This window comes from Stenotrophomonas sp. YJH_SMC_81 (assembly GCF_059370875.1).
In genome coordinates, this window is the sequence record NZ_JCAFUB010000002.1 from 108,712 (window position 1) to 130,788 (window position 22,077).

The following is a 22,077-nucleotide window of genomic DNA, read 5'->3' on the forward strand; positions in this document are numbered from 1 at the left end:
CCCGGCGCCTGCTTGCCTGTAGAGCCGAGCCATGCTCGGCTGCTTTCCGTTCCGGTCTTGCCGTTTTTCAGGAGCCCCCATGTCCCCCGCCCTCACCGCCCGCGGCTACCAGTCCGGCTTCGGCAACGAATTCGCCACCGAGGCCGTCGCCGGCGCGCTGCCGGTCGGGCAGAACTCGCCGCAGAAGGTGGCCCACGGCCTGTACGCCGAACAGTTGACCGGCACCGCCTTCACCGCGCCGCGCGGCAGCAACCGCCGCAGCTGGCTGTACCGGATCCGTCCGGCGGTGACCCATGGCGAGTTCACCCCGTTCGCGCAGTCGCAGCTGCAATGTGATTTCGGCGCACAACCGGCCTCGCCGAACCAGCTGCGCTGGAGTCCGCTGCCGCTGCCGGAGCTGCCGACCGACTTCGTCGAAGGCCTGTACACGATGGGGGGCAACGGTTCGCCCGATGCGCATGCTGGCGTGGGCATCCACCTCTACGCTGCCAACCGCGACATGGTCGGCCGCTACTTCTACGATGCCGACGGTGAGCTGCTGATCGTGCCGCAGCTGGGCGCGCTGCGCCTGCTGACCGAGCTGGGCGTGATCGAGATCGAGCCGCAGCAGATCGCGGTGATCCCGCGCGGCGTGCGGTTCCGCGTTGAACTGCCCGATGGCCCGAGCCGCGGCTACATCTGCGAGAACTACGGTGCGCTGCTGAAGCTGCCCGACCTTGGCCCGATCGGTTCCAACGGCCTGGCCAATCCGCGCGACTTCGAAACCCCGCACGCGGCGTTCGAGGACATCGACGGTGACTTCGAGCTGATCGCCAAGTTCGAGGGCCGCCTGTGGCGTGCGCCGATCGACCATTCGCCGCTGGACGTGGTGGCCTGGCACGGCAATTACGCGCCGTACCGCTACGACCTGCGCCGCTTCAACACCATTGGCTCGATCAGCTACGACCACCCGGATCCGTCGATCTTCCTGGTGCTGCATTCGCCCAGCGACACGCCGGGGACCAGCAACATGGATTTTGCGATCTTCCCGCCGCGCTGGCTGGTGGCACAGAACACCTTCCGCCCGCCGTGGTTCCACCGCAACATCGCCAGCGAGTTCATGGGCCTGGTGCATGGCGCCTACGATGCCAAGGCCGAAGGCTTCGTGCCGGGCGGCGCATCGCTGCACAACTGCATGAGCGGCCACGGCCCGGACGCACCGACCTTCGACAAGGCGTCCAATGCCGATCTGTCCAAGGCGGACGTGATCAAGGACACGATGGCCTTCATGTTCGAGACCCGCGCGGTGATCCGCCCGACCGCACAGGCCCTGGCCGCCGGCCACCGTCAGGGCGACTACCAGCAGTGCTGGAACGGCCTGCGCAACAACTTCCGCTGACCCGGAAAAGGGGACGGAGGGGATTAAGCCGCAATCAGCACACGTGTGCTTGAAACGACTTAATCCCCTCCGTCCCCTTTTTTCTTCAGGCCACCTCGGCGAACGCGTCGCAGTGCTCCAACGGCAGCGCCTCCAGCAGGCGTTGGCGTACACGCTGGCAATAGCCCACCGAAGTCAGTCCGGGCAGCATCTGCATCGCCGAGTGCAGCACCTGTAGTACGTCGCTTTCCGCGCGGGCCTGCTGCAGGTCGCGGAACAAGGCCGCCGCCTGCGGGTGGCGTTGCATTTCCAGGATGCCCAGCACGTAGATGCGCGCAGCCACCAGCGAGCGGCGGCGTTCGACTGCTGTGGCCGCGGCTGCGGCAGGTGTTGCGGGCTGCGGCGCTACCGTGGCTGCCGGCGGCGGTGGCGGGGCTGCGGCACCGGTACCGGTGCTCAGGTAGCCGGCCTGCACCAGCTGGATGACCATCGCGGGCGCATCCTGGCCGAGCAGGCCGGTCAGGTCGGTGATGCTGCGTTGGCCGTCGCACAGGATCAGCAACCGGCGCTGGCGCATGTCCAGCGGCGCGCGATGGGCCTGCAGCGCGGTTCGGGCGAGTTCAGTCTTGCGCGGTTGCATGGAAGGGACAGCCAGGTCGGTGCACGCCGAGCCTGAACGAGGGCGATGAAACCGCGATGACAATGCAGCATCTGCACGCGCGCTGCGCTAGCGTGCAGCTACCTTCGTGCCAGGGAACCGCACCGATGAAGCACCTCCCGATTGCTGGTCTGTTGCTCCTTTCGCTCGCCGCCTGCAGTGGCGGCCCCGACAAGCAGGGCGCCGCCGGCAGCGGCAGCGACACCCCGGCGGAAACCGCCTCGGCGACCGGTCCGGCCCAATCGACGGATCCTGATCTGGCGGCCCGCCCGGCGAACGACCTCCGCAAGGACAGCCCGGCGCGCCTGGATGGCTTCGGCGGCGTCACGCTGGGCGCCAGCATCGCCGAGGTCCGCAGCGGCTTCGGCACGCCGCTGCAGGGGCTGGGCACCGATGCCGCCGGCAAGCCGCTGCCCGCGGACGACGGCAACGACGGCTGTTACTTCCTGCGCCCGCAGGATGCCGAGGACCCGCGGTTGATGATCGAAGGCCGCAAGCTGGTGCGCTACGACGTGCGCAGCGCCGCCATCACTGCACCGGGCGGCGGCAAGGTCGGCATGACCCTGGGCGAGCTGCAGGTGCTGTATCCCGAGCGCGCTGACGTCGGTCCCGACAAGTACGACGAGAAGGCCCAGCACCTGCGCGTGCGGCCGGTGCAGGAGGGCGGGGCAGTGATCGACTTCGCGCTCGGTGCCGATGGCCGGGTGGGGGCCTGGCGGGTCGGGCAGACCCCGCAGGTCGACTATGCGGAAGGCTGTGGCTGATCCTTGATCCACCGCCCAGCCATGCGCTCGGGCCAAGCGTAGAATCGCGCCACCACTGCTGGGAAGTGCTCGATGATCGCCATTGCCATTGCCTGGTTCCTGCTCGGCCTGCTGCTGCTGGCACTGGGCGGGGACTCCATCGTCAAGGCCGTCTCTGGCCTGGCCCAGCGCTTCGGGGCCAGCCCGTTCACTGCCGGGTTGCTGCTGCTCGGCGTGACCACCTCGTTGCCGGAACTGGCGGTCAACGCACGTGCGCTGGCGGTCGGCCAACCGGAGCTGGCGCTGGGCAATGCAGTGGGCAGCAGCATCGTCAATCTGGGCTTGACCCTGGCGGTGGCCGCCATCGCCGCCCCCCTGCTGCTGCGCGCGCGCCTGCAGGCGGTGCTGTGGTGGTCGCTGCTGGCGGCCGGCGTGCTGCTGATCCTGTTCGGCCTGGATGGTCGCCTGGTGCGCTGGGAAGGCGGCGTGCTGGTGGCGGGCTTCATCGTCATGCAGGTGCTGCTGCTGCGCCGCGGCCGCGTCGAGAGCGCCGAGGTGCAGGCAGCCATCGCCGAATCCGCGCTGAGCCGCACCAGCCTGCCGTTGAACGTGCTGCGCGTGCTGATCGCCGCACTAACCCTGTACTGGGGCGCGCGCCTGGTGGTGGGTGCTGCGGCCGACTTCGGTGCCGCACTGGGCTGGACGCCGTTGCTGGTCGGCCTGTTGCCGGTGGCGATCGGCACCGCACTGCCCGAGGTGGCCACCGCCATTGCCGCCTCGCGTCGCGGGCATGGTGACATGGTGCTCGGCCACGTACTGGGTTCCAGCGTGGTCAACCTGCTGCTGGTGATCGGTGCGATGGCGGTGTTGCAGCCGTTGGCCTTGCCGGCCTCGTTCGTGCGCCTGGAACTGCCGGCGCTGTTGGCGTTTGCGCTGGTGCTGTACCCGATGCTGCGCGGCGACCTGAAGATCAGTCGTGGCGAAGGCGGGATCCTGCTGGTCGCGTTCGTAGGCTGGTTCGTGCTGGAGCTGCTGCTGGTCGGCGCACCGGCGCTGTAGAGCCGAGCCCATGCTCGGCTGCTGTTCGTGCCGACCAGCGGTCGGCACCTACCGGGCGTCACATTGCCGGCCAGCGGCCGGCACTACCGGTTCTGCGTGGTTTCTTCTTCCCGCACCGGTTCCGGCGGCGGCAGCTGCTCCTCGGCGGCCGGCTCGTTGCCCGGCAGGCTGGGGCGGGTCTCCATCAGCAGCGACAACGCCGCCTTGGCCATCATGTGCGCGCTGATCGGTGCGGTGATGAACAGGAACACGGTGATCAGCAGCTCGCGTGGCTGCGGGTCCTGGCCGAGGAAGATGTGGTAGCACACCGAGCACACCAGCACGCAGCCCACGCCCAGTGTGCTGGCCTTGGTCGGTGCGTGCAGGCGCTTGAAGAAGGTGGACAGCTTCACCAGGCCCAGTGCGCCGACCAGGATGAAGAAGCAGCCGAACAGCAGCAGGATCGACAGGACGATCTGGATCGCGGTGATCATTCGACGATGTCCCGGCGCAGCACGAACTTGCTCAGCACCACGGTGCTGCCGAAGCCGAGCATGGCGATGATCAGCGCCGCCTCGAAGTAGATCGGCGAGTTGAGGTACATGCCGAACAGCATCAGCTCAGCGATCGCGGTCACCGACAGCGTGTCCAGCGCGAGGATGCGGTCGGGCACGGTCGGCCCGCGCAACAGCCGCCAGGTGGCCAGCAGCATCGCCAGGCCGACCACGTGCATGCACACCACCAGGGTGGTCTGGATGACTTCAAAACCGGTCATGGGAAGATCTCCATCAACGGCGCCTCGTAACGGCGCTTGATCGTATCGATCAGGTCCTGTGGGTCCTCCAGGTGCAGCACGTGCACCAGCAGGTACTTGCGGTCGTCGCTGAGCGCGGCCGAGACCGTGCCCGGGGTCAGCGTGATCATGCTGGTCAGCGCAGCGATGCCATGGATGTTGGCGATGTCCAGCGGCAGCCAGATGAAACCGGGGTGGATGTTCTTCTCCGGCCCCAGTACCTGCAGGGCGACACGGATGTTGGACATCAGGATGTCCCACAGGGTCACGCACAGCAGTTTCGGCAACGGGCGCAGGGTGCCGATGCGGGCGAACTCGCGGTCCAGGCGTGCGGCGAACAGCGGCACCACCACGCCCAGCAGCAGGCCCAGCACGATCTGGCCGAGGGTGAAGCTGTCGGACATCAGCAGCCAGAACGCCACCACCATGATGCTCAGCATCGGCGACGGAATCAGGCGACGGAACAGGGAGCGCTGGGCGGTCATGGCTGGCGGATCTCCGGTGCAGTCGCACGCAGCTGCTGCACGTACTCGCTGGGGTGCAGCAGCTGCGCGGCGGTGGCGTCGGTGTAGCGCATCAGCGGTGCTGCGGCCAGGGTCATGCCGATGCCGTAGGCCAGCAGGATGCAGGCCGCGTACAGCTCGACCCGGCGCAGCCGCGCCTTGCGCGGTACCGGCGCTTCCGGATCGACCGGCGGCACGCGCCAGAACAGGCGGATGCCCCCCCGGGTCAGGCCCATGATCACCAGCAGGCTGCTGACCAGCACAGCGGTCCAGACCGGGGCGGTGTACTGCACCGGCATGCCGGCCAGCAGCGCAGCCTTGGCCAGGAAGCCGGACAGCGGCGGCAGGCCGGCCACCGACACCGCGCCGATCAGGAACAACACGGCGGGCGTCTCCTTGCCCGGCATCGGCGCGACCACTTCCTTGCGGTCGCTGGCGCTACCGCGACGGCGGCGGATCAGATCGGCAACCAGGAACAGCGCGGCAGCGACGAAGCTGCTGTGCGGCAGGTAGTACAGGCCAGCCGAGAGCACCTGGGGCGTGCCCACCGAGAAGGCGATGAACAGCGTGGCCGCCGACACGATCACCAGGTAGGAGATCAGCACGCGCAGGCGGGTGGCGGCCAGTGCGCCGAGGCCGCCCAGCACCAGCGTCGCGACGCCCGCCCACAACATCCAGTCGCGGCCATAGCCGGCCATCGCGCCGGCATCGTCGCCGAACCACAGCATCTGGATGCGCAGCACCGAGTACAGGCCGACCTTGGTCATGATCGCGAACAGCGCAGCCACGGCCGCCGGTGCGCGCGAATAGGCTTCCGGCAGCCACAGGTACAGCGGCATCAGCGCGGCCTTGGCGCAGAACACCAGCAGCAACAGGCCCATGGTCGCCTTCACCAGGGTCAGCTGTGCCGGCGGTACCTCGGCGATGCGCTGCGACAGCTCGGCCATGTTCAATGAGCCCAGCGAGGCATACAGCAGGCCCAGCGCGACCAGGAACAGGGTCGAGGCGGTGACGTTGAACACCACGTAGTGCAGGCCGATGCGCATGCGCAGGCCGCGGCCGCCACTGAGCAGCAGGCCGTAGGAGGCGATCAGCATCACCTCGAAGAACACAAACAGGTTGAAGATGTCGCCGGTCAGGAACGCGCCGTTGAGGCCGACCAGCTGGAACTGGAACAGCGCATGGAAGTGCGGCGCGCGGCGGTCCCAGCCCGAGCAGGCGTGCAGCAGGCAGGGAATGGCCAGCAGCAGGGTGGTCAGCAGCATCCACGCCGACAGCCGGTCGGCCACCAGTGCGATGCCCAGCCGCGACGGCCAGTCGCCAAGCAGGTAGACGTTGATTTCACCACTGGCCGTGGTGGCAAACAGCAGCCCGACCGCCAGCGCCAGCGCCGACAGCGCGGTCCAGGCCACCGCCCGCTGCACCCTGGGGCCATAGCGGCGGTGTTCGACGAACAGCGACAGCGCCGCACCCAGCAGCGGAATCAGGATCGGCAGGATCACCAGGTGGTTCATGCGCGGTCCTCGCCCCGGCGCGGCGGCACGCGCTCATCCTGCAGGTCGTCATCCGGCTCGTGGGCATCCACGTGGTCGCTGTGGTTGTCGCTGCGGCTGCGCATGGCCAGCACAATGCTCACCGCGGTCATCGCAAAGGCGATCACGATAGCGGTCAGCACCAGCGCCTGTGGCAGCGGGTCGGTGTAGTTGCCCAGGTGGCTGTCCACGCCTTCCTGCAGCACCGGCGCCTTGCCCAGTACCACGCGGCCGCCGGCGAAGATCAGCAGGTTGGTGGCGTAGGACAGGAAGGTCATGCCGAGGATCACATCGAAGCTGCGCGCACGCAGCAGCAGGTAGATGCCGATGGCGGTCAGCACGCCGATCGCGGTAGCCAGGGCCAGTTCCATCAGTGCATCTCCCCGGTGCGTGCCGAGCGGCGTTGCAGGTCGATCTCACCCTTGCGGGCGGTGCGGGTTCGCGACGGCTTGATCGTGCCCATCATCGACAGCATCAGCATGGCACCGCCGAACACCACCAGATAGACGCCGATGTCAAAGCCGATCGCGCTGGCCAGCGGTACGTCGCCGATCAGCGGCAGGTGCAGGTCGAGATGGCCGCTGGTCAGGAACGGCACGCCGAACAGCATCGAGGCGCTGCCGCTGAGCAGGGCGATCAGCAGGCCCATGCCGATGCAGCGGATGTAGTCGAAGCCGAAGCGCGACTCCACCGATGCAGTGCCCTGGATCACGTACTGGATCAGCAGCGGCACTGCCAATACCAGGCCGGCGATGAAGCCGCCACCCGGTGCGTTGTGCCCGCGCAGGAACAGGAAGATCGACACGGTCAGGGTCAGCGGGAACATGATCTGCGCCAGGTCGGCCGGCACCGGCAGCTTGATCGGCGGGCCGGGCATGATCTGCTCCGGTGCCATCCGCGTACGCCGCAGCAGCGCATGCACCACCAGCGCGGCGATGCCGAACACGGTGATCTCGCCGAAGGTATCGAAGCCGCGGAAGTCGACCAGGATCACGTTGACCACGTTCTGGCCGTAGGCCTCGGGCAACGCGCGGGCGAGCAGCTCGCCGGCCATGGTGTTCGGCGGCAGGGTCATCGCCGAATAGGCCAGCGCGCCAAGCCCGGCACCGGCGATGATCGCGATCACCGCGTCGCGGCGCTTGCGCCAGCGCGGCCGCTCAGGCCCGGACTGCGCGGGCAGGTAATTCATGCCCAGCAGCATCAGCACCAGCGTCACCATCTCCACCAGCAGCTGGGTGAGGGCCAGGTCGGGCGCGGACAGGAACACGAAGGTCAGCGCCACCATCAGGCCGACGCCGCCGACCAGCAGCACCGCCAGCAGGCGCTGCTTGTAGATGCGCAGGGTGGCGACCGCGCAGGCCATCATCACCAGCCACAGGGCCCAGCCCAGCAGCGGAATCGGCTGCGGCGCGGTCCAGTTCGGCGAGGCTGGGTTGGCCACGAACGGCGCAGCGGCAACCACGATCGCCACCAGCACCAGGCCCAGCAGCATGCGCTGCAGGCTGCCATTGGCGATGCCGCTGGTCAGGCGCATGGCCAGCGCGGACACGGCGTCCAGCTGGGCGTGGAACACATTGCGGCCCGTGCTGACATTGGTCACGGCATGCAGGTTGATCAGCCTGCGCAGGCCGAAGTACAGCGCCACGCCACCGACCACGCCGATCGCGCTCATCGCCAGCGGCAGGTTGAAGCCATGCCACACCGCCAGGCTATATTCGGGCATGGCGGTGCCGAGGATCGAGGCCGCAGCGGCGTGCAGCACCGGCGCGACGGTCAGTGCGGGTGCCACGCCCACCGCCACACAGATCACCACCAGCAGCTCCACCGGCACCTTCATCCAGCGCGGCGGCTCGTGGGGCACGCGGTCCAGGTCGTGCGGGCCAGTGCCGAAGAAGGTGTCGTGCACGAAGCGCAGGCTGTACGCCACGCCGAACACGCCTGCCAGCAACGCAGCGATCGACACCGCCGTGCGCATGATGCCCGGGCCGCCGGCCGTAATCGCTTCGGCGAACAGCATTTCCTTGGACAGGAAGCCGTTGAGCAGCGGGATCCCGGCCATCGCCAGCGAGGCGATGATCGCCAGCGCGCTGGTGAACGGCATCAGCCTGCGCAGCCCCCCCAGTTTGCGCATGTCGCGGGTGCCGGTTTCGTGGTCGATGATGCCGGCGGCCATGAACAGCGAGGCCTTGAAGGTGGCGTGGTTGAGGATGTGGAACACGCCGGCGACCACCGCCATCGGCGTGGACAGGCCGAACAGCAGGGTGATCAGGCCCAGGTGGGAAATGGTCGAGTACGCCAGCAGGCCTTTCAGGTCGTGCTGGAAGATCGCGTTCCAGGCACCGATCAGCAGGGTCAGCGCGCCGATGCCGCTGACCGTATAGAAGAACAGGTCGCTGCCGGCCAGCGCCGGATGCAGCCGCGCCAGCAGGAACACGCCGGCCTTCACCATGGTGGCCGAGTGCAGGTAGGCCGAGACCGGGGTCGGCGCTGCCATCGCGTGCGGCAGCCAGAAGTGGAACGGGAACTGCGCGCTCTTGGTGAAGATGCCGGCCAGCACCAGGAACAGGGCGTACGGATACAGCGTGCTGGCGCGGATCTGCTCGCCGGCGGCCAGCACCACATCCAGGTCGAAACTGCCGACGATACGGCCGATCAACAGCACGCCACCGAGCAGGGCCAGGCCGCCGCCGCCGGTGATCACCAGCGCCATGCGCGCGCCTTCGCGTGCGTCCTGGCGGTGCGACCAGAAGCCGATCAGCAGGAACGAGCTGATGCTGGTCATTTCCCAGAAGATCATCAGCAACAGCAGGTTGCCCGACAGCACCATCCCCAGCATGGCGCCCATGAACAGCAGCAGGTAGCAGTAGAAGCGGTGCGCGTTGTCCTGCTGGCTCAGGTAGTAGCGCGCATACAGCACCACCAGGGCGCCGATGCCCAGCACCAGCCCGGCGAACATCCAGGCCAGCCCGTCCAGGCGCAGGGTGAAGTCCAGCCCGATCTGTGGAAGCCAAGGGACCAGGGTGCGGACCACCTGGCCATCGAGCACCGCCGGGGTCAGCCAGCCGAGCATGGCCAGCCCGCCCAACGGCGCCAGTGCCGCCAGCCAGGCAGCAGTCGAGCGCGAACTACGGGGGAAGGCCGCAACAGCCGCTGCCATCAGGAACGGCAGGGCCAGCAGCAGGGGCAGGCTGGGGAGCATGCAGGGAATCCATGATTCACGAGCAGGTCAGGGAGAATAACAGGCTGCGAAATGTCGCCGAAACCCATCAAACAGCGATCAATTGCATGTAACGTTCGCTGATTCATTTTTTCTGCGCCGCAACATCACGTTCCTGCGGTCCCTTCCGGTTGCCCTCGGGGGACACCCTACGCCCACGAAGGGACACCGCAGGCCCTGTCGCACAGGGGCTGCCGTCAATGGACGGAAGGCGGGGAGCGGGTCACCGGCGCAGGCTGGCAGGGCCGCCGTGGAGTGTGGGTGACGGAATTCGCCCGTTCAGGAAACGACGGCCGCTGTCGGCCGCCGGCGATCAGTAGCGCCAGTCGAGCTTGCGATAGAACTTGGCCATCACCCAGGCCGGGCCGATCAGCAGGTAGGTCAGGTCGGTCAGGAAGCTGGGCTTGCGGCCCTCGAACGTGTGGCCGATGAACTGCGCGATCCAGGCCACCACGAACACGCCCACCGCCAGCCAGCGCAGCGCATGCAGGCCGATCTCGGCCTCCAGCAGGCGGCACAGGCAGCCGAATACGAAGAACTGGACGAGCATGCCGATGCCCAGGGGGCGCGACAGCTTGTTGTAGAAGCACCAGGCGCTGAACATCGCGAACGCCGACCAGATGCCGTACTGGAACCAGGTGATCAGCGGCGGCAGGCACCACAGCAGGGCCACCACCGACCACAGGATCGCCGGCACCGCCACCACGTGGATGCGCTGGTTGATCACGTTGCGGTGGTCGTCGGAGTAGCTGGCGAAATAGCGGTCGATCGGCCGCGCAAGCTCGGTGGATGTCTGCATGCTGCGTCGCTTCCTCGGACAACGGTAGTGCCGGCCGCTGGCCGGCAAACCAGAGCATAGCCGAGTTCGCGACGTCGCCGGCCAGCGGCCGGCACTACCAGGACCAGGCCATGCCTGGTTGCAGGTTCACCGAAGCGCCGGCCAGCGGCCGGCACTACCGAACGCGCCCCCCGCCTTTCCGGCCAGGGGCGCAGGCGGATCAGTCGACGCTGATCCCGGCTAGGCGCTGCAGCGCCTCGGCGTACTTGGCGCGGGTGCGCTCGATGATGTCGGCCGGGATGTTCGGACCCGGGGCGGTCTTGCCCCAGTCCAGCGTCTCCAGGTAATCGCGCACGAACTGCTTGTCATAGCTCGGCGGGCTGGTGCCCACTTCGTACTCGTCGGCCGGCCAGTAACGCGAGGAATCCGGCGTCAGCATCTCGTCCATGATGTACAGCCGGCCATCGGCGTCGGTACCGAACTCGAACTTGGTGTCGGCCAGTATGATGCCGCGCTCGCGGGCGTAATCGGCGGCGAACTTGTAGATGCGCAGGGTGGCGTCGCGCACCCGCTCGGCCAGTTCCGCACCGACCTGCTTCACCATCGCGTCGAAATCGATGTTCTCGTCATGGTCGCCGACCGCGGCCTTGGTCGAGGGTGTGAAGATCGGCTCGGGCAGCTGTTCGGCCTGGCGCAGGCCGTCGGGCAGGTCGATGCCGCTGACCTTGCCGGTGCGCTGGTAATCCTTCCAGCCGCTGCCGATCAGGTAGCCGCGGGCGATCGCTTCCACCGGCACCGGCTTCAGCTTGCGGGTGACCACCGCGCGCTTGGCGTACAGCGCCGGGTCCACGCCTTCGGGCAGCACGCTGGCCACGTCGATGCCGGTCAGGTGGTTGGGCATCAGGTGCGCGGTCTTGGCAAACCAGAAGTTGGAGACCTGGCAGAGCATCTCGCCCTTGCCCGGGATCGGGTCGGGCAGGACCACGTCGAACGCCGACAGGCGATCGGTGGCCACCATCAGCAGGTAGTCGCCCGGCGGGGTTCCGGCTGGCAGCCGCTCGCGCGGGATATCGAACACATCACGCACCTTGCCGCGATGGCGCAAGGGCAGGCCGGGGAGATCGGATTGCAACAGCGTGGTTGGCACGGGCACTCCTGGGGCGTTGTCGATACGGCTGCTGCCCAACGGACCCGGCGGGCCCGCTGACCAGCGGGCGGCCTAGTGTAAAGCCGTCCGGGCCCGCTGTGACGTAAAATGAGCGTCCATTTCGTCGGTCGACCCCGGAGCGCCATGCGCTGGTACGGAAAACTGCTCGGATTCATCGCCGGCGCCCTGCTGTTCCGGCCCAATCCGCTGTTCGGCGCGGTGGTCGGCCTGCTGATTGGCCACGCCTTCGATTCGGACTGGTTCCGCCTGAACAACGAGAACCCGTACCGGGAGCTGGGGCTGACCTCCGAGGCCACCGATGCCGAGATCGAGCGCGCCTACCGCAAGCTGATCTCGCAGTACCACCCCGACAGGCTTGGCGGCGCCGCCCCCGAGCTGCAGCAGCAGGCCGAGCAGAAGTCGCGGCGGATCAATGCCGCCTACGACCGCATCAAGACCCTGCGCAAGCGCTGACCCACTTTCCCCTCGTTGCAAGGCCCGGCCATGTCCCACTGCCTCATCGCCCCCTCCATCCTGTCCGCCAACTTCGCCCGCCTCGGCGAGGAAGTCGACAACGTCCTCGCTGCCGGTGCGGACTGGGTCCACTTCGACGTGATGGACAACCACTACGTGCCGAACCTGACCATCGGCCCGATGGTCTGCCAGGCCCTGCGCAAGCACGGCGTCACCGCGCCGATCGACGTGCACCTGATGGTCGAGCCGGTGGACCGCATCATCCCGGACTTCGCCGAGGCCGGTGCCACCTACATCAGCTTCCACCCGGAGGCGAGCCGGCACGTGCACCGCACCATCCAGCTGATCCGCTCGCTGGGCTGCAAGCCGGGCATCGTGCTCAATCCGGCCACCCCGGTGGACATCCTCGACTGGGTGCTGGATGACCTGGACCTGGTGCTGCTGATGTCGGTCAACCCGGGCTTCGGCGGCCAGGCCTTCATCCCCTCGGCGCTGGACAAGCTGAAGGTGGTGCGCAAGATGATCGATGCCAGCGGCAAGGACATCCGCCTGGAGATCGACGGTGGCGTGAAGGCCGACAACATCGGTGAGATCGCCGCCGCCGGCGCCGACACCTTCGTTGCCGGTTCGGCCATTTTCAACGCCAGGACCAGCTACCAGGACGTGATCGCGCAGATGCGCGCCAACGTCGCTGCGGCACGGGGCTGAGCCATGAGTACGGTGGCCGTGTTGAACATTCGCCCGGCCACCGTGGCCGATGCTGGCCTGATCCTGCATTTCATCCGCGAGCTGGCGATCTACGAGAAGGCCGAGCATTCGGTGCAGACCGATGAGATCGGCATCGCCGAGAGCCTGTTCGGCGCCGACGCCACCGCCCGCGCGCTGATCTGCGAGGCCGACGGCGAGGCCATCGGCTATGCGGTGTACTTCTACAACTACTCCACCTGGCTGGGCCGCAAGGGCATCTACCTGGAAGACCTGTACGTCAGCCAGGAAAAGCGCGGTGCCGGTGCCGGCAAAGCGTTGCTGAAGTACATCGCACGCCAGGCCGTGGCCGAAGGCTGCGGCCGTTTCGAATGGTCGGTGCTGGACTGGAACACTCCGGCCATCGAGTTCTACACCGCCGCCGGTGCCAAACCGCAGGACGAGTGGACCGTGTACCGGCTGCAGGGGCAGGCGCTGCACGATTTCGCCAACGGGTGAGGCGTGTGGTGGGTGCGAACCGCAACCCGGTGGGTGCGAACCCTGGTTCGCACTCCCTGCGTCCCCCCCCCAAAAAAAAAGCCACGCCAATCACTGGCGTGGCCTCGCTGCATGCGTGGGAGGCTGATCCTGCCTCCATCCGTCGTCCCTGCTATGGCCTTCCATTCTCCAGCAGCTGAATGACACCTGCGTGACATTCACTGCGGGCAAACAGTGCATTGCTAGCCTGTGCCGCCCTGACCTGGAAGTACCGCATGACCACCCCGCGCTGGCGCCTGATCCTCAATGGCAAATCCGCAGGCAACGAAGAGTTGCGCGACGCCGTGGGCCATTGGCGCGGGCAGGGCGTGCAGCTGGAGGTGCGGGTGACCTGGGAAGACGGTGACGCTGAACGCTACGTTGCCGAGGCCATCCATCATGGCGTGGACGTGATCGTGGCCGCCGGTGGCGATGGCACGCTCAGCGCGGTGGCCGAGACGCTGGCCCATCGTGAGGAACCGGCAGAAGCGCTGCCTTCGCTGGCGTTGATTCCGATGGGGACCGCCAACGACTTCGCCACGTCGGCAGGCATTCCCACCGAGCCCGGCGATGCCCTCGCGCTGATCGGCCAGGTGCCGGCACGGCCCATCGACCTGTTGCGCGTGGATGCCGATGGCACGCCCTGGTGGTGCGCCAACCTCGCCAGTGGTGGCTTCGGCACGCAGGTGACGGTGGAGACCGATGCCGGCTTGAAGAAGATGCTCGGTGGGCTGGCCTACGTGATCACCGGCATCGCCAAGCTGGGCCGCATCGAGCCGATCGCCGCGCGGCTGTCCGGCCCGGACTTCGCCTGGGAAGGTGACTTCATCGCGCTGGGCATCGGCAACGGGCGCCAGGCCGGTGGCGGCCAGCAGCTGTGCCCGCAGGCACTGATCGATGATGGACTGCTGGATGTGACCGTGCTTCCGGAACTGGAAGGGGAGGTCACCGCCACTCTCGGCCAGATGCTGAAGTCCGGTACCCAGGCCGCACTGGAACAGCTGGCCACACGGGCGCGGTTGCCGTGGCTGCAGGTGGAATCCGAGCGTCCGTTGACGCTCAACCTGGACGGCGAACCCGTGCAGGCCCGTCACTTCCGCGTCGAGTGCGTGCCGGGCAGGGTGCGGATGCACCTGCCGGTCGGTTGCCCGTTGCTGGACGGGCAGGGGTAGAGTCATCGGTCCCCGCGGCCGCTGCGGGCGTCCAGTGGTTCAGTTTCCCAGGGTTCCCCTGCCGCGCAAGCTGCGATACAGTCAAGGGGTGTCCAGCCTGACGACCCCGCATACTCTTTCTTCCGCACGCCGTTGGTGGCGATGGTGGCCCGTTGCCGTCGTCCGCCCCCATAACGCTGTGTCCCGGAAGGAAAGTCGTCTTGAACTCGCACGCTCAGTTTCAGCAGCAGGCCGCTGAAGGCCACACCCACATTCCCGTCGTCCGCGAAGTGCTGTCCGACCTGGACACGCCACTCTCGGTCTATCTGAAGCTCGCCGACGGCCCCAATACCTACCTGTTTGAATCCGTCGAAGGCGGCGAGCGCTTTGGTCGTTACTCGATCATCGGCCTGCCGGCGCGCCGCGTGTATGCGTTCCACGGCCACACGCTGACCGTGCGCGAAGACGGCCAGGTGGTGGACACCCGCGAGGTAGCCGATCCCTTCGCCGAAGTCGAGGCGCTGCGCAGCGCCCACTCGGTGCCCAAGCTGGAAGGCCTGCCGGGCTTCACCGGCGGCCTGGTCGGCTGGTTTGGCTTCGAGTGCATCGGCTACATCGAGCCGCGCCTGGCCCCGCCGGCCGGCCGTGATGAGCTGGGCACGCCGGACATCCTGCTGCTGGACTCCAACGAGCTGGCGGTATTCGACAATCTCAAGGGCCGGCTGTACCTGATCGTGCACGCCGACCCGCGTGTCGACGGTGCCTTCGAACAGGCGCAGGCGCGCCTGGACGCACTGACTGCGAAGCTGCGTGCACCGGGCGCCGGCTATCCGGCACCGCTCAACAGCGACGTGCTGGACGAATCGGATTTCGTCTCCGGCTTCACCCGCGAAGGCTTCGTCGATGCGGTCCAGCGCAGCAAGGAATACATCCGCGCCGGTGACATCTTCCAGGTGGTGCTCAGCCAGCGCCTGAGCGTGCCGTTCAAGGCGCGCCCGGTGGATGTGTACCGCGCGCTGCGCGCGTTGAATCCCTCGCCGTACATGTATTTCCTCGATGTCGGCGACCTGCAGGTGGTCGGTTCCTCGCCGGAGATCCTGGTACGCCTTCAGGATGGCGAAGTCACCGTGCGCCCGATCGCCGGCACCCGCCCGCGTGGCCCCACGCCCGAGCTGGACCTGGCACTGGAAGCCGAGCTGCTGGCCGACCCCAAGGAACGCGCCGAGCACCTGATGCTGATCGACCTCGGCCGCAACGATGCCGGCCGTGTCTCGAAGGCCGGCACCGTGGAAGTGGGCGAGCAGTTCGTGATCGAACGCTACAGCCATGTCATGCACATCGTCAGCGAAGTGACCGGGCAGCTGCAGCCGGGCCTGAGCTACGCCGACGTGCTGCGTGCCACGTTCCCGGCCGGCACGGTCAGTGGCGCGCCGAAGATCCGCGCGCTGGAAGTGATCCGCGAGCTGGAACCGATCAAGCGCAATGTCTACGCCGGCAGCATCGGCTACATCGGCTGGCACGGCGATGCCGATACCGCGATCGCGATCCGCACTGCGGTCATCAAGGATGGCCGCCTGTACGTGCAGGCCGGCGCCGGCATCGTCTACGACTCGGACCCGGACAAGGAATGGGACGAGACGATGAACAAGGGCCGTGCGCTGTTCCGCGCCGTCGCCCAGGCCGCCAAGGGCCTGTGACGCTCCCCGTGCCGTGGCCTGCGCCGCGGCATCTTCCGCTGTTCCCGTTGAAGACAAGGAGTACCGCATGAAGCTGCTGAGCGCATTGCTGTGGTCGTCGCTGCTGGCCACGATGGCCCCGTCTGCGTGGGCGCAGGCCAATACCATTCCGTCGCAGCCGCACCTGCTGGTGAAGGGCGAGGCGCGTCGGGTGGTGATGCCGGACCGGTTCGGCCTGCAGTTGAACATCGAAGAGACCGACATGGACGCCGACGCCGCGCGCCGCCGCGTGCAGGACAACGTGGCGCGCGCGCTGGCGCTGTTCAAGCAGCACAAGGCGGTGGACGGCAGCGTGCGTGCGGACAACCTGCGGATCGGCCCGGCGACGCGCTATGAGCAGAACCGGCAGGTCTTCATCGGTACCCGCGTATCGCGCCAGCTGCGTGCGAGCTTCGCCAGCGTGAAGGCGATGCAGGATGTGCTGGGTGCGTTGAAGGCCGACGAGAACGTACAGGTGAGCAGCCTGGCGCCAACCTATTCGGGTGAAGTGGCGCTGCGCCGCGAACTCAAGGGTGAGGCGGCGGCCCGGACCCGCGAATCCGCGCAGGGCCTGGCCAAGGCCTACGGCACCCGGCTGCGCGGCCTGTACAGCATTTCCGACGTAGCGCCGAACTTTGCCTATGGCATCCAGGCCGGCAGTTGGCCGAGCAGTGGGGATCTGGTGACGCCGCCTTCGCCGCCCGCGCCCGAGGCACCGATGAACAGCATCGAGACCACGGGCTCCCGCCTGCCCGAGTCGGTCGAAGCCGGCCCCATCACCTACACCGAAAACGTGTACGCCATTTTCCTGATAAGCGACGGAACCTGACCATGTTGTGGATGATCGACAACTACGACAGCTTCACCTACAACCTCGTGCAGTACCTGCAGACGCTGGGCGCCGAGGTGAAGGTGGTGCGCAACGATGCGATGAGCGTGGACGAGATCGCCGCGCAGAAGCCCGAGCGCATCGTCATCTCGCCCGGCCCGTGCACGCCCAACGAAGCGGGCGTGTCGCTGGAGCTGATCCAGCGGCTGGGCCCGACCACGCCGATCCTCGGCGTGTGCCTGGGCCACCAGGGCATCGGCCAGGTCTACGGCGGCACCGTGATCCGCGCCGGCAACATCATGCACGGCAAGACCTCGCCGATCCGCCACGAAGGCAAGGGCGTGTTCGCCGGCCTGCCGGACCGCTACCAGGCCACCCGCTACCACTCGCTGGTGGTGGACAAGAACAGTCTGCCGGACTGCCTGGAAGTGACCGCCTGGACCGAGAACGAGGACGGCTCGATCGAAGAGATCATGGGCCTGCGCCACCGCCAGTTCCCGGTGGAAGGCGTGCAGTTCCACCCCGAATCCATCCTCACCGAACACGGCCACGCCCTGCTGCGCAATTTCCTGCAGCGCCCGGCGGCCTGATCCAAGGAGCATTCCCATGAGCTTCTCCCCCCAGGAAGCCCTGCAACGCACCATCGAGCACCGCGAGATCTTCTTCGACGAGATGGTCGACCTGATGCGGCAGATCATGCGCGGCGACGTGTCGCCGATGATGACCGCCGCCATCCTCACCGGCCTGCGGGTGAAGAAGGAGACCATCGACGAGATCGCCGCCGCCGCCACGGTCATGCGCGAATTCGCGCTGGCGGTGCCGGTGGCCGACAGCACCCACCTGGTCGACATCGTCGGCACCGGTGGCGATGGCTCGCACACCTTCAACATCTCCACCTGCGCGATGTTCGTGGCGGCTGCGGCCGGTGCGCGCGTGGCCAAGCACGGCAACCGCAGCGTGTCGTCCAAGTCCGGCAGCGCCGATGCGGTCGAGGCGCTGGGCGCGGCCATCGAGCTGCAGCCAGCGCAGGTGGCCGCTGCCATCGAGCAGACCGGCATCGGCTTCATGTTCGCGCCGATCCATCATCCGTCGATGAAGGTCGTCGCGCCGGTCCGCCGCGAGATGGGCGTGCGCACCATCTTCAACATCCTTGGTCCGCTGACCAACCCCGCCAGCGCGCCGTCGGTGCTGATGGGCGTGTTCCATCCTGATCTTGTGGGTATCCAGGCGCGCGTGCTGCGCGAGCTGGGCACCGAGCGCGCCATGGTGGTCTGGGGCCGCGACAACATGGATGAGATCTCGCTCGGCGCCGGCACCCTGGTGGGCGAGTTGCGCGACGGCAAGGTGCGCGAGTACGAGATCCACCCGGAGGACTTCGGCATCGCCATGTCGGCCAGCCGCAACCTGCGCGTGGACAGCCCGGAGCAGTCCATCCAGATGCTGCGCGCGGTGCTGGACAACGAGCCCGGCCCGGCGCTGGACATCGTCGCGCTCAATGCCGGCGCCGCGCTGTACGTGGCCGGCGTGGCCAGCGACATCGGTGATGGCCTGGCCCGTGCCCGTGCTGCCATCGCCAATGGCAGCGCCCGCCAGCGCCTGCAACAGTATGTGGAGACCACCCGCGCGCTGGTTGCCTGAGCGCGCGGTTCAGCCTGACCCCGTCGATGGCCGATAATGGCCGTCCTCAGCGCCCCCGCACCGAATCGAAGACGATGAGCGACATCCTGCAGACGATCCTGGCCCGCAAGGCCGAAGAAGTGGCCCAGCGCCGCGCCCAGCGCCCGCTCGAGGAGCTGCAGGCCGCCGTGGCCAGCGCCCCGCCGGTACGTGGCTTCGTACGCGCGTTGCAGGCGGCCGTGGCCAACGGCGACCCGGCGGTGATTGCCGAGGTGAAGAAGGCCAGCCCGTCCAAGGGCGTCATCCGCCCCGATTTCCGGCCGGCCGATATCGCGGTCAGCTACGAGTTCGGTGGTGCCAGCTGCCTGTCGGTGCTGACCGACGTGGACTTCTTCCAGGGCGCCGATACCTACCTGCAGCAGGCCCGTGAAGCCTGCACGCTGCCGGTGCTGCGCAAGGACTTCGTGATCGACGCCTACCAGGTGTACGAGGCGCGCGTGCTGGGCGCCGACTGCATCCTGCTGATCGTCGCCGCGCTGGACGACACCCAGCTGGCCACGCTGTCGGAACTGGCGCTGTCGCTGGGCATGGACGTGCTGGTGGAAGTGCACGACATCGACGAGCTGGAGCGCGCGCTGCAGGTGCCGGCGCCGATGATCGGCATCAACAACCGCAACCTGCGCACCTTCGAGGTGTCGCTGCAGACCACGCTGGACATGCAGCAGGCGGTGCCGCGTGACCGCCTGCTGGTCACCGAGAGCGGCATCCTCGGCCCGCAGGACGTGGCGCTGATGCGCGATGCAGGCATCCATGCCTTCCTGGTCGGCGAGGCCTTCATGCGCGTGGAAGAGCCGGGCGAGGGCCTGCGTCAGCTATTCTTCGCAACATGACAACGCACTATCCGACGCCGCGCGAGGATGCGCCGCTGGTGGTCTTCGACTTCGACCACACCCTCTACGACGGCGATTCGGGTACCCACCTGTTCGCCTCGCTGATCAAGCGCAACCCGTTGCGCATGCTGGCGGCGCTGCTGGTCACGCCGATTGCCGGGCCGATGGTGGCGATGCTGCCGACCCGTCGCGCGGGCATCTCGGTCTATGTGTGGATCGGCAGCTTCGGCCTGCACCGTGCGCGCGATTTCAACAAGGTGATCGACGCCTACGTGCTGCGCAACCAGGCGCAGATGCGCGCCAAGCTGCTGCCGCAGGCGCTGGAGGTGTTCGCCGCGCACCGCGCCAAGGGCGATCGCGTGGTGGTTGCCACCGGCGCGCCGCCGGAGCTGGCCCGCGCGATCCTGGCCTTCGTCGCCCATCAGGACGTACCGGTGATCGGTACCGAGGTCGGCCCGCGGCTGGGCGGTGTTGGCCCGACCCGGCACTGCCACAACGAAGAGAAGATGCGCATGCTGCGCGAACGCGGCTATGGCGACATCGATATCGCCTACTCCGACAGCACCGCCGACCTGCCGCTGCTGCTGGCGGCCAAGGCGCCGGTGGTGGTGAACCCGAAGCCGGGGCGGGTGGCGTTTTTCCGCCGCGTGCTGCCGGCCGGCACCCGCATCCTCAACTGGGGATGCGTGGATCGCGGCGGCGACAAGGCCTGACCCGCGCCTGTTGTAGAGCCGAGCCATGCTCGGCTGCTCTTCGTTGCGGGATCCGTGCGTCCTCAGCCGAGCATGGCTCGGCTCTACAGGGGATGCTTCAGCGGTAGAGGTGCCCGTACACCGCATGCCCGATCTGGAACAGGCTGATGCCCAGCACCAGCACGCCGACGGCCACCAGCACCCAGCGCTCCTTCACCCGCTTGACCAGGATCGCCGCCACCGGCGCGGCCATCATGCCGCCGATCAGCAGGCCGGCGACGATCTGCAGATGCTGCACGCCCATCGACAACAGGAAGGTCGCTGACACCGTCAACGTGACCACGAACTCGGCTGCGTTGACTGTTCCGATGGTGGTGCGCGCCTGGCCGCCGCGGGCGAGCAGGGTGGACGTCGCGATCGGCCCCCAGCCACCGCCGCCGCTGGCGTCGAGCAGGCCGGCGAAGAAGCCCAGCACCGGCACCCGCCGGATCTCGCCCTTGGGCATAAAGCGCCCAGCGGCGCGGGCCAGGATGATGATCGCCAGCACCAGCAGGTACAGGTAGATCAGTGGCCGGATGATCTCGCCCGGGAGCTGCGTGAGCACGTACGCGCCCACGGCACCGCCCACTGCGCCGGGCAGGGCCAGGCGCACGAACAGGCGTTTATCGACATTTCCGGCTGCGAGGTGCGACACCCCCGAGGCGCCAGTGGTGAACACTTCAGCGGTGTGGATGCTGGCGCTGACCTGTGCCGGGGGCAGGCCCATGCTGAGCATCACCGACGAGGACACCAGGCCGAAGGCCATGCCCAATGCACCGTCCACCAGCTGTGCGCCGAGGCCGATGAGAATGAACCACCAGAATTCGCTGCTCAGCTCCATGTACCGAGCCTAGCTCAGCGGGCCGCGCAGGGGCCGTGTAGAGCCGAGCCCTTGCGCGGCTGCCTTTGACGTACCGCAGCCGAGCGTCGGCTCGGCTCTACAGGATGGCTCGGCAGCGTTGGGTTGCCTTGCAATCAACGGGTGCCGTACAGCACCACGGTCTTGCCGCGGGCATGCAGCAGGCCGTCGGTCTGCAGCTTCTTCAACACGCGGCCGGCCATTTCGCGCGAGCAGCCGACCAGTCGCGCCAGTTCCTGTCGCGAGACGCGCAGCTGGCTGCCCTGCGGGTGGCTCATCGCCTCCGGTTCCTGCGCCAGGTCGTGCAGGGTGCGCACGATCCGGTCGGTAACGTCCAGGAATGCCAGGCGGCTGGCCTTGCGGCTGGTGTCGAGCAGGCGCTTGGAAATCTGCTGGCCCAGCGCATACAGCAGGCGCGGGGCATCGGCCGACAGCGGGCCGAGGAACAGCTGATGCAGGCGCTCGTAGCTGATTTCAGCCAGCTCGCAGGCGGTACGGGTCCGCAGGATCACCTCGCGGCGGTCCGATTCGACGAACAGGCCCATCTCGCCGACGAACTCGCCGGCACCGAAGTAGCCCAGCACAAGCTCGCGATCGTCATCTTCCTCGGCCATGATCGAAACCGAGCCGCTGATGACGTAATACAGGGTTCCCGCCGGGTCTCCGGGCCGGAAGACGTCGGTACGGGTGGGATATCGCCGCCTGTGGCTGTGCGCCAGGAAACGATCGATTGTGGCGATATCCAGGGCCAGTGGACTGCTAGCTAGGCGCACGGTTGACACGATAGGAGCGCTCCCTCTGCGCATGAACGGATTCACGGGGTC

General features: G+C 67.6%; 24 protein-coding genes. 13 read left to right on the top strand and 11 right to left on the bottom strand.

The genetic code is table 11. The features are described 5' to 3' along the window. Window positions 1-79 precede the first annotated feature (79 nt). Window positions 80-1,378: a homogentisate 1,2-dioxygenase gene (hmgA, locus tag AC5P8U_RS04070; RefSeq protein WP_494541325.1), complete on the top strand. Its 1,299-nt coding sequence runs from the start codon at window positions 80-82 to the stop codon at window positions 1,376-1,378. An 85-nt stretch (window positions 1,379-1,463) separates the two neighbouring features. Here the strand turns inward: hmgA and AC5P8U_RS04075 are convergent, their stop codons facing one another. Next, the gene (locus tag AC5P8U_RS04075; protein WP_072168903.1) at window positions 1,464-1,997 is read right to left on the bottom strand and encodes a hypothetical protein; all 534 of its coding nucleotides are present in this window, start codon (window positions 1,995-1,997) and stop codon (window positions 1,464-1,466) included. A gap of 125 nt (window positions 1,998-2,122) precedes the next feature. Here AC5P8U_RS04075 and AC5P8U_RS04080 point away from each other — a divergent pair, with 125 nt between their 5' ends. Together AC5P8U_RS04080 and AC5P8U_RS04085 are read left to right on the top strand one after the other, a co-directional pair. Further along, window positions 2,123-2,779 carry a hypothetical protein gene (locus AC5P8U_RS04080; protein ID WP_072168904.1) on the top strand — a complete coding sequence of 219 codons (657 nt, stop codon included), beginning with the start codon at window positions 2,123-2,125 and terminating at the stop codon, window positions 2,777-2,779. A 72-nt stretch (window positions 2,780-2,851) separates the two neighbouring features. After that, window positions 2,852-3,817: a sodium:calcium antiporter gene (locus AC5P8U_RS04085; RefSeq protein WP_049415459.1), complete on the top strand. Its 966-nt coding sequence runs from the start codon at window positions 2,852-2,854 to the stop codon at window positions 3,815-3,817. A gap of 83 nt (window positions 3,818-3,900) precedes the next feature. Here the strand turns inward: AC5P8U_RS04085 and AC5P8U_RS04090 are convergent, their stop codons facing one another. The 8 genes from AC5P8U_RS04090 to AC5P8U_RS04125 form a co-directional block, all read right to left on the bottom strand. Then, a complete protein-coding gene (locus AC5P8U_RS04090; RefSeq protein WP_005419868.1) occupies window positions 3,901-4,290 on the bottom strand; it encodes a Na+/H+ antiporter subunit G in 390 nt (129 codons plus the stop codon). Beyond that, the gene (locus tag AC5P8U_RS04095) at window positions 4,287-4,571 is read right to left on the bottom strand and encodes a K+/H+ antiporter subunit F (protein ID WP_005411334.1); all 285 of its coding nucleotides are present in this window, start codon (window positions 4,569-4,571) and stop codon (window positions 4,287-4,289) included. The genes AC5P8U_RS04090 and AC5P8U_RS04095 overlap by 4 nt, the downstream gene beginning before the upstream one ends. Continuing rightward, entirely contained in the window at window positions 4,568-5,074 is a 507-nt protein-coding gene (locus tag AC5P8U_RS04100; RefSeq protein WP_005419867.1) for a Na+/H+ antiporter subunit E, read from the bottom strand. The genes AC5P8U_RS04095 and AC5P8U_RS04100 overlap by 4 nt, the downstream gene beginning before the upstream one ends. After that, window positions 5,071-6,606, bottom strand: coding sequence for a monovalent cation/H+ antiporter subunit D (locus AC5P8U_RS04105; protein WP_072168905.1), 1,536 nt, complete (start codon window positions 6,604-6,606; stop codon window positions 5,071-5,073). Before AC5P8U_RS04105 ends, AC5P8U_RS04100 begins: the two co-directional genes overlap by 4 nt. Next, window positions 6,603-6,995, bottom strand: a complete 393-nt coding sequence (locus AC5P8U_RS04110) for a Na+/H+ antiporter subunit C (protein ID WP_072168906.1) — start codon at window positions 6,993-6,995, stop codon at window positions 6,603-6,605. The genes AC5P8U_RS04105 and AC5P8U_RS04110 overlap by 4 nt, the downstream gene beginning before the upstream one ends. Further along, window positions 6,995-9,823, bottom strand: coding sequence for a monovalent cation/H+ antiporter subunit A (locus AC5P8U_RS04115; protein ID WP_495213937.1), 2,829 nt, complete (start codon window positions 9,821-9,823; stop codon window positions 6,995-6,997). Before AC5P8U_RS04115 ends, AC5P8U_RS04110 begins: the two co-directional genes overlap by 1 nt. A gap of 331 nt (window positions 9,824-10,154) precedes the next feature. Continuing rightward, the gene (locus AC5P8U_RS04120; protein ID WP_053497697.1) at window positions 10,155-10,640 is read right to left on the bottom strand and encodes an Mpo1 family 2-hydroxy fatty acid dioxygenase; all 486 of its coding nucleotides are present in this window, start codon (window positions 10,638-10,640) and stop codon (window positions 10,155-10,157) included. 199 nt (window positions 10,641-10,839) lie between these two features. Then, a complete protein-coding gene (locus AC5P8U_RS04125; RefSeq protein ID WP_032954595.1) occupies window positions 10,840-11,766 on the bottom strand; it encodes a phosphoribosylaminoimidazolesuccinocarboxamide synthase in 927 nt (308 codons plus the stop codon). 144 nt (window positions 11,767-11,910) lie between these two features. On the opposite strand from AC5P8U_RS04125, the gene AC5P8U_RS04130 reads away from it, so the two are divergent. From AC5P8U_RS04130 to AC5P8U_RS04175, 10 genes are all read left to right on the top strand, one after another. Then, entirely contained in the window at window positions 11,911-12,240 is a 330-nt protein-coding gene (locus AC5P8U_RS04130) for a J domain-containing protein (RefSeq protein ID WP_495213938.1), read from the top strand. A gap of 30 nt (window positions 12,241-12,270) precedes the next feature. Beyond that, window positions 12,271-12,948 carry a ribulose-phosphate 3-epimerase gene (rpe, locus tag AC5P8U_RS04135; protein ID WP_072168909.1) on the top strand — a complete coding sequence of 226 codons (678 nt, stop codon included), beginning with the start codon at window positions 12,271-12,273 and terminating at the stop codon, window positions 12,946-12,948. Window positions 12,949-12,960: 12 nt separating this feature from the next. Next, window positions 12,961-13,443 (top strand): GNAT family N-acetyltransferase, encoded by a 483-nt coding sequence (locus AC5P8U_RS04140; protein ID WP_065178874.1) that lies wholly within the window; start codon window positions 12,961-12,963, stop codon window positions 13,441-13,443. 254 nt (window positions 13,444-13,697) lie between these two features. Continuing rightward, complete coding sequence (yegS, locus tag AC5P8U_RS04145) at window positions 13,698-14,633, top strand: lipid kinase YegS (RefSeq protein WP_111008326.1); 936 nt, start codon at window positions 13,698-13,700, stop codon at window positions 14,631-14,633. Between the two features lie 200 nt (window positions 14,634-14,833). Next, the gene (trpE, locus tag AC5P8U_RS04150; RefSeq protein WP_188240557.1) at window positions 14,834-16,309 is read left to right on the top strand and encodes an anthranilate synthase component I; all 1,476 of its coding nucleotides are present in this window, start codon (window positions 14,834-14,836) and stop codon (window positions 16,307-16,309) included. 67 nt (window positions 16,310-16,376) lie between these two features. Then, a complete protein-coding gene (locus AC5P8U_RS04155; protein WP_065197061.1) occupies window positions 16,377-17,156 on the top strand; it encodes an SIMPL domain-containing protein in 780 nt (259 codons plus the stop codon). Between the two features lie 2 nt (window positions 17,157-17,158). Beyond that, window positions 17,159-17,746: an anthranilate synthase component II gene (locus AC5P8U_RS04160; RefSeq protein ID WP_005419831.1), complete on the top strand. Its 588-nt coding sequence runs from the start codon at window positions 17,159-17,161 to the stop codon at window positions 17,744-17,746. A 16-nt stretch (window positions 17,747-17,762) separates the two neighbouring features. Continuing rightward, the gene (gene trpD, locus AC5P8U_RS04165; protein WP_049443905.1) at window positions 17,763-18,794 is read left to right on the top strand and encodes an anthranilate phosphoribosyltransferase; all 1,032 of its coding nucleotides are present in this window, start codon (window positions 17,763-17,765) and stop codon (window positions 18,792-18,794) included. A 74-nt stretch (window positions 18,795-18,868) separates the two neighbouring features. Further along, window positions 18,869-19,663 (top strand): indole-3-glycerol phosphate synthase TrpC, encoded by a 795-nt coding sequence (trpC, locus tag AC5P8U_RS04170; protein WP_005419828.1) that lies wholly within the window; start codon window positions 18,869-18,871, stop codon window positions 19,661-19,663. Then, window positions 19,660-20,376 (top strand): haloacid dehalogenase-like hydrolase, encoded by a 717-nt coding sequence (locus AC5P8U_RS04175; RefSeq protein WP_005419826.1) that lies wholly within the window; start codon window positions 19,660-19,662, stop codon window positions 20,374-20,376. Before trpC ends, AC5P8U_RS04175 begins: the two co-directional genes overlap by 4 nt. Window positions 20,377-20,473: 97 nt before the next feature. Here the strand turns inward: AC5P8U_RS04175 and AC5P8U_RS04180 are convergent, their stop codons facing one another. After that, entirely contained in the window at window positions 20,474-21,235 is a 762-nt protein-coding gene (locus tag AC5P8U_RS04180; RefSeq protein ID WP_072168911.1) for a sulfite exporter TauE/SafE family protein, read from the bottom strand. 134 nt (window positions 21,236-21,369) lie between these two features. After that, complete coding sequence (crp, locus tag AC5P8U_RS04185; protein ID WP_010482649.1) at window positions 21,370-22,059, bottom strand: cAMP-activated global transcriptional regulator CRP; 690 nt, start codon at window positions 22,057-22,059, stop codon at window positions 21,370-21,372. Window positions 22,060-22,077: the final 18 nt, after the last annotated feature.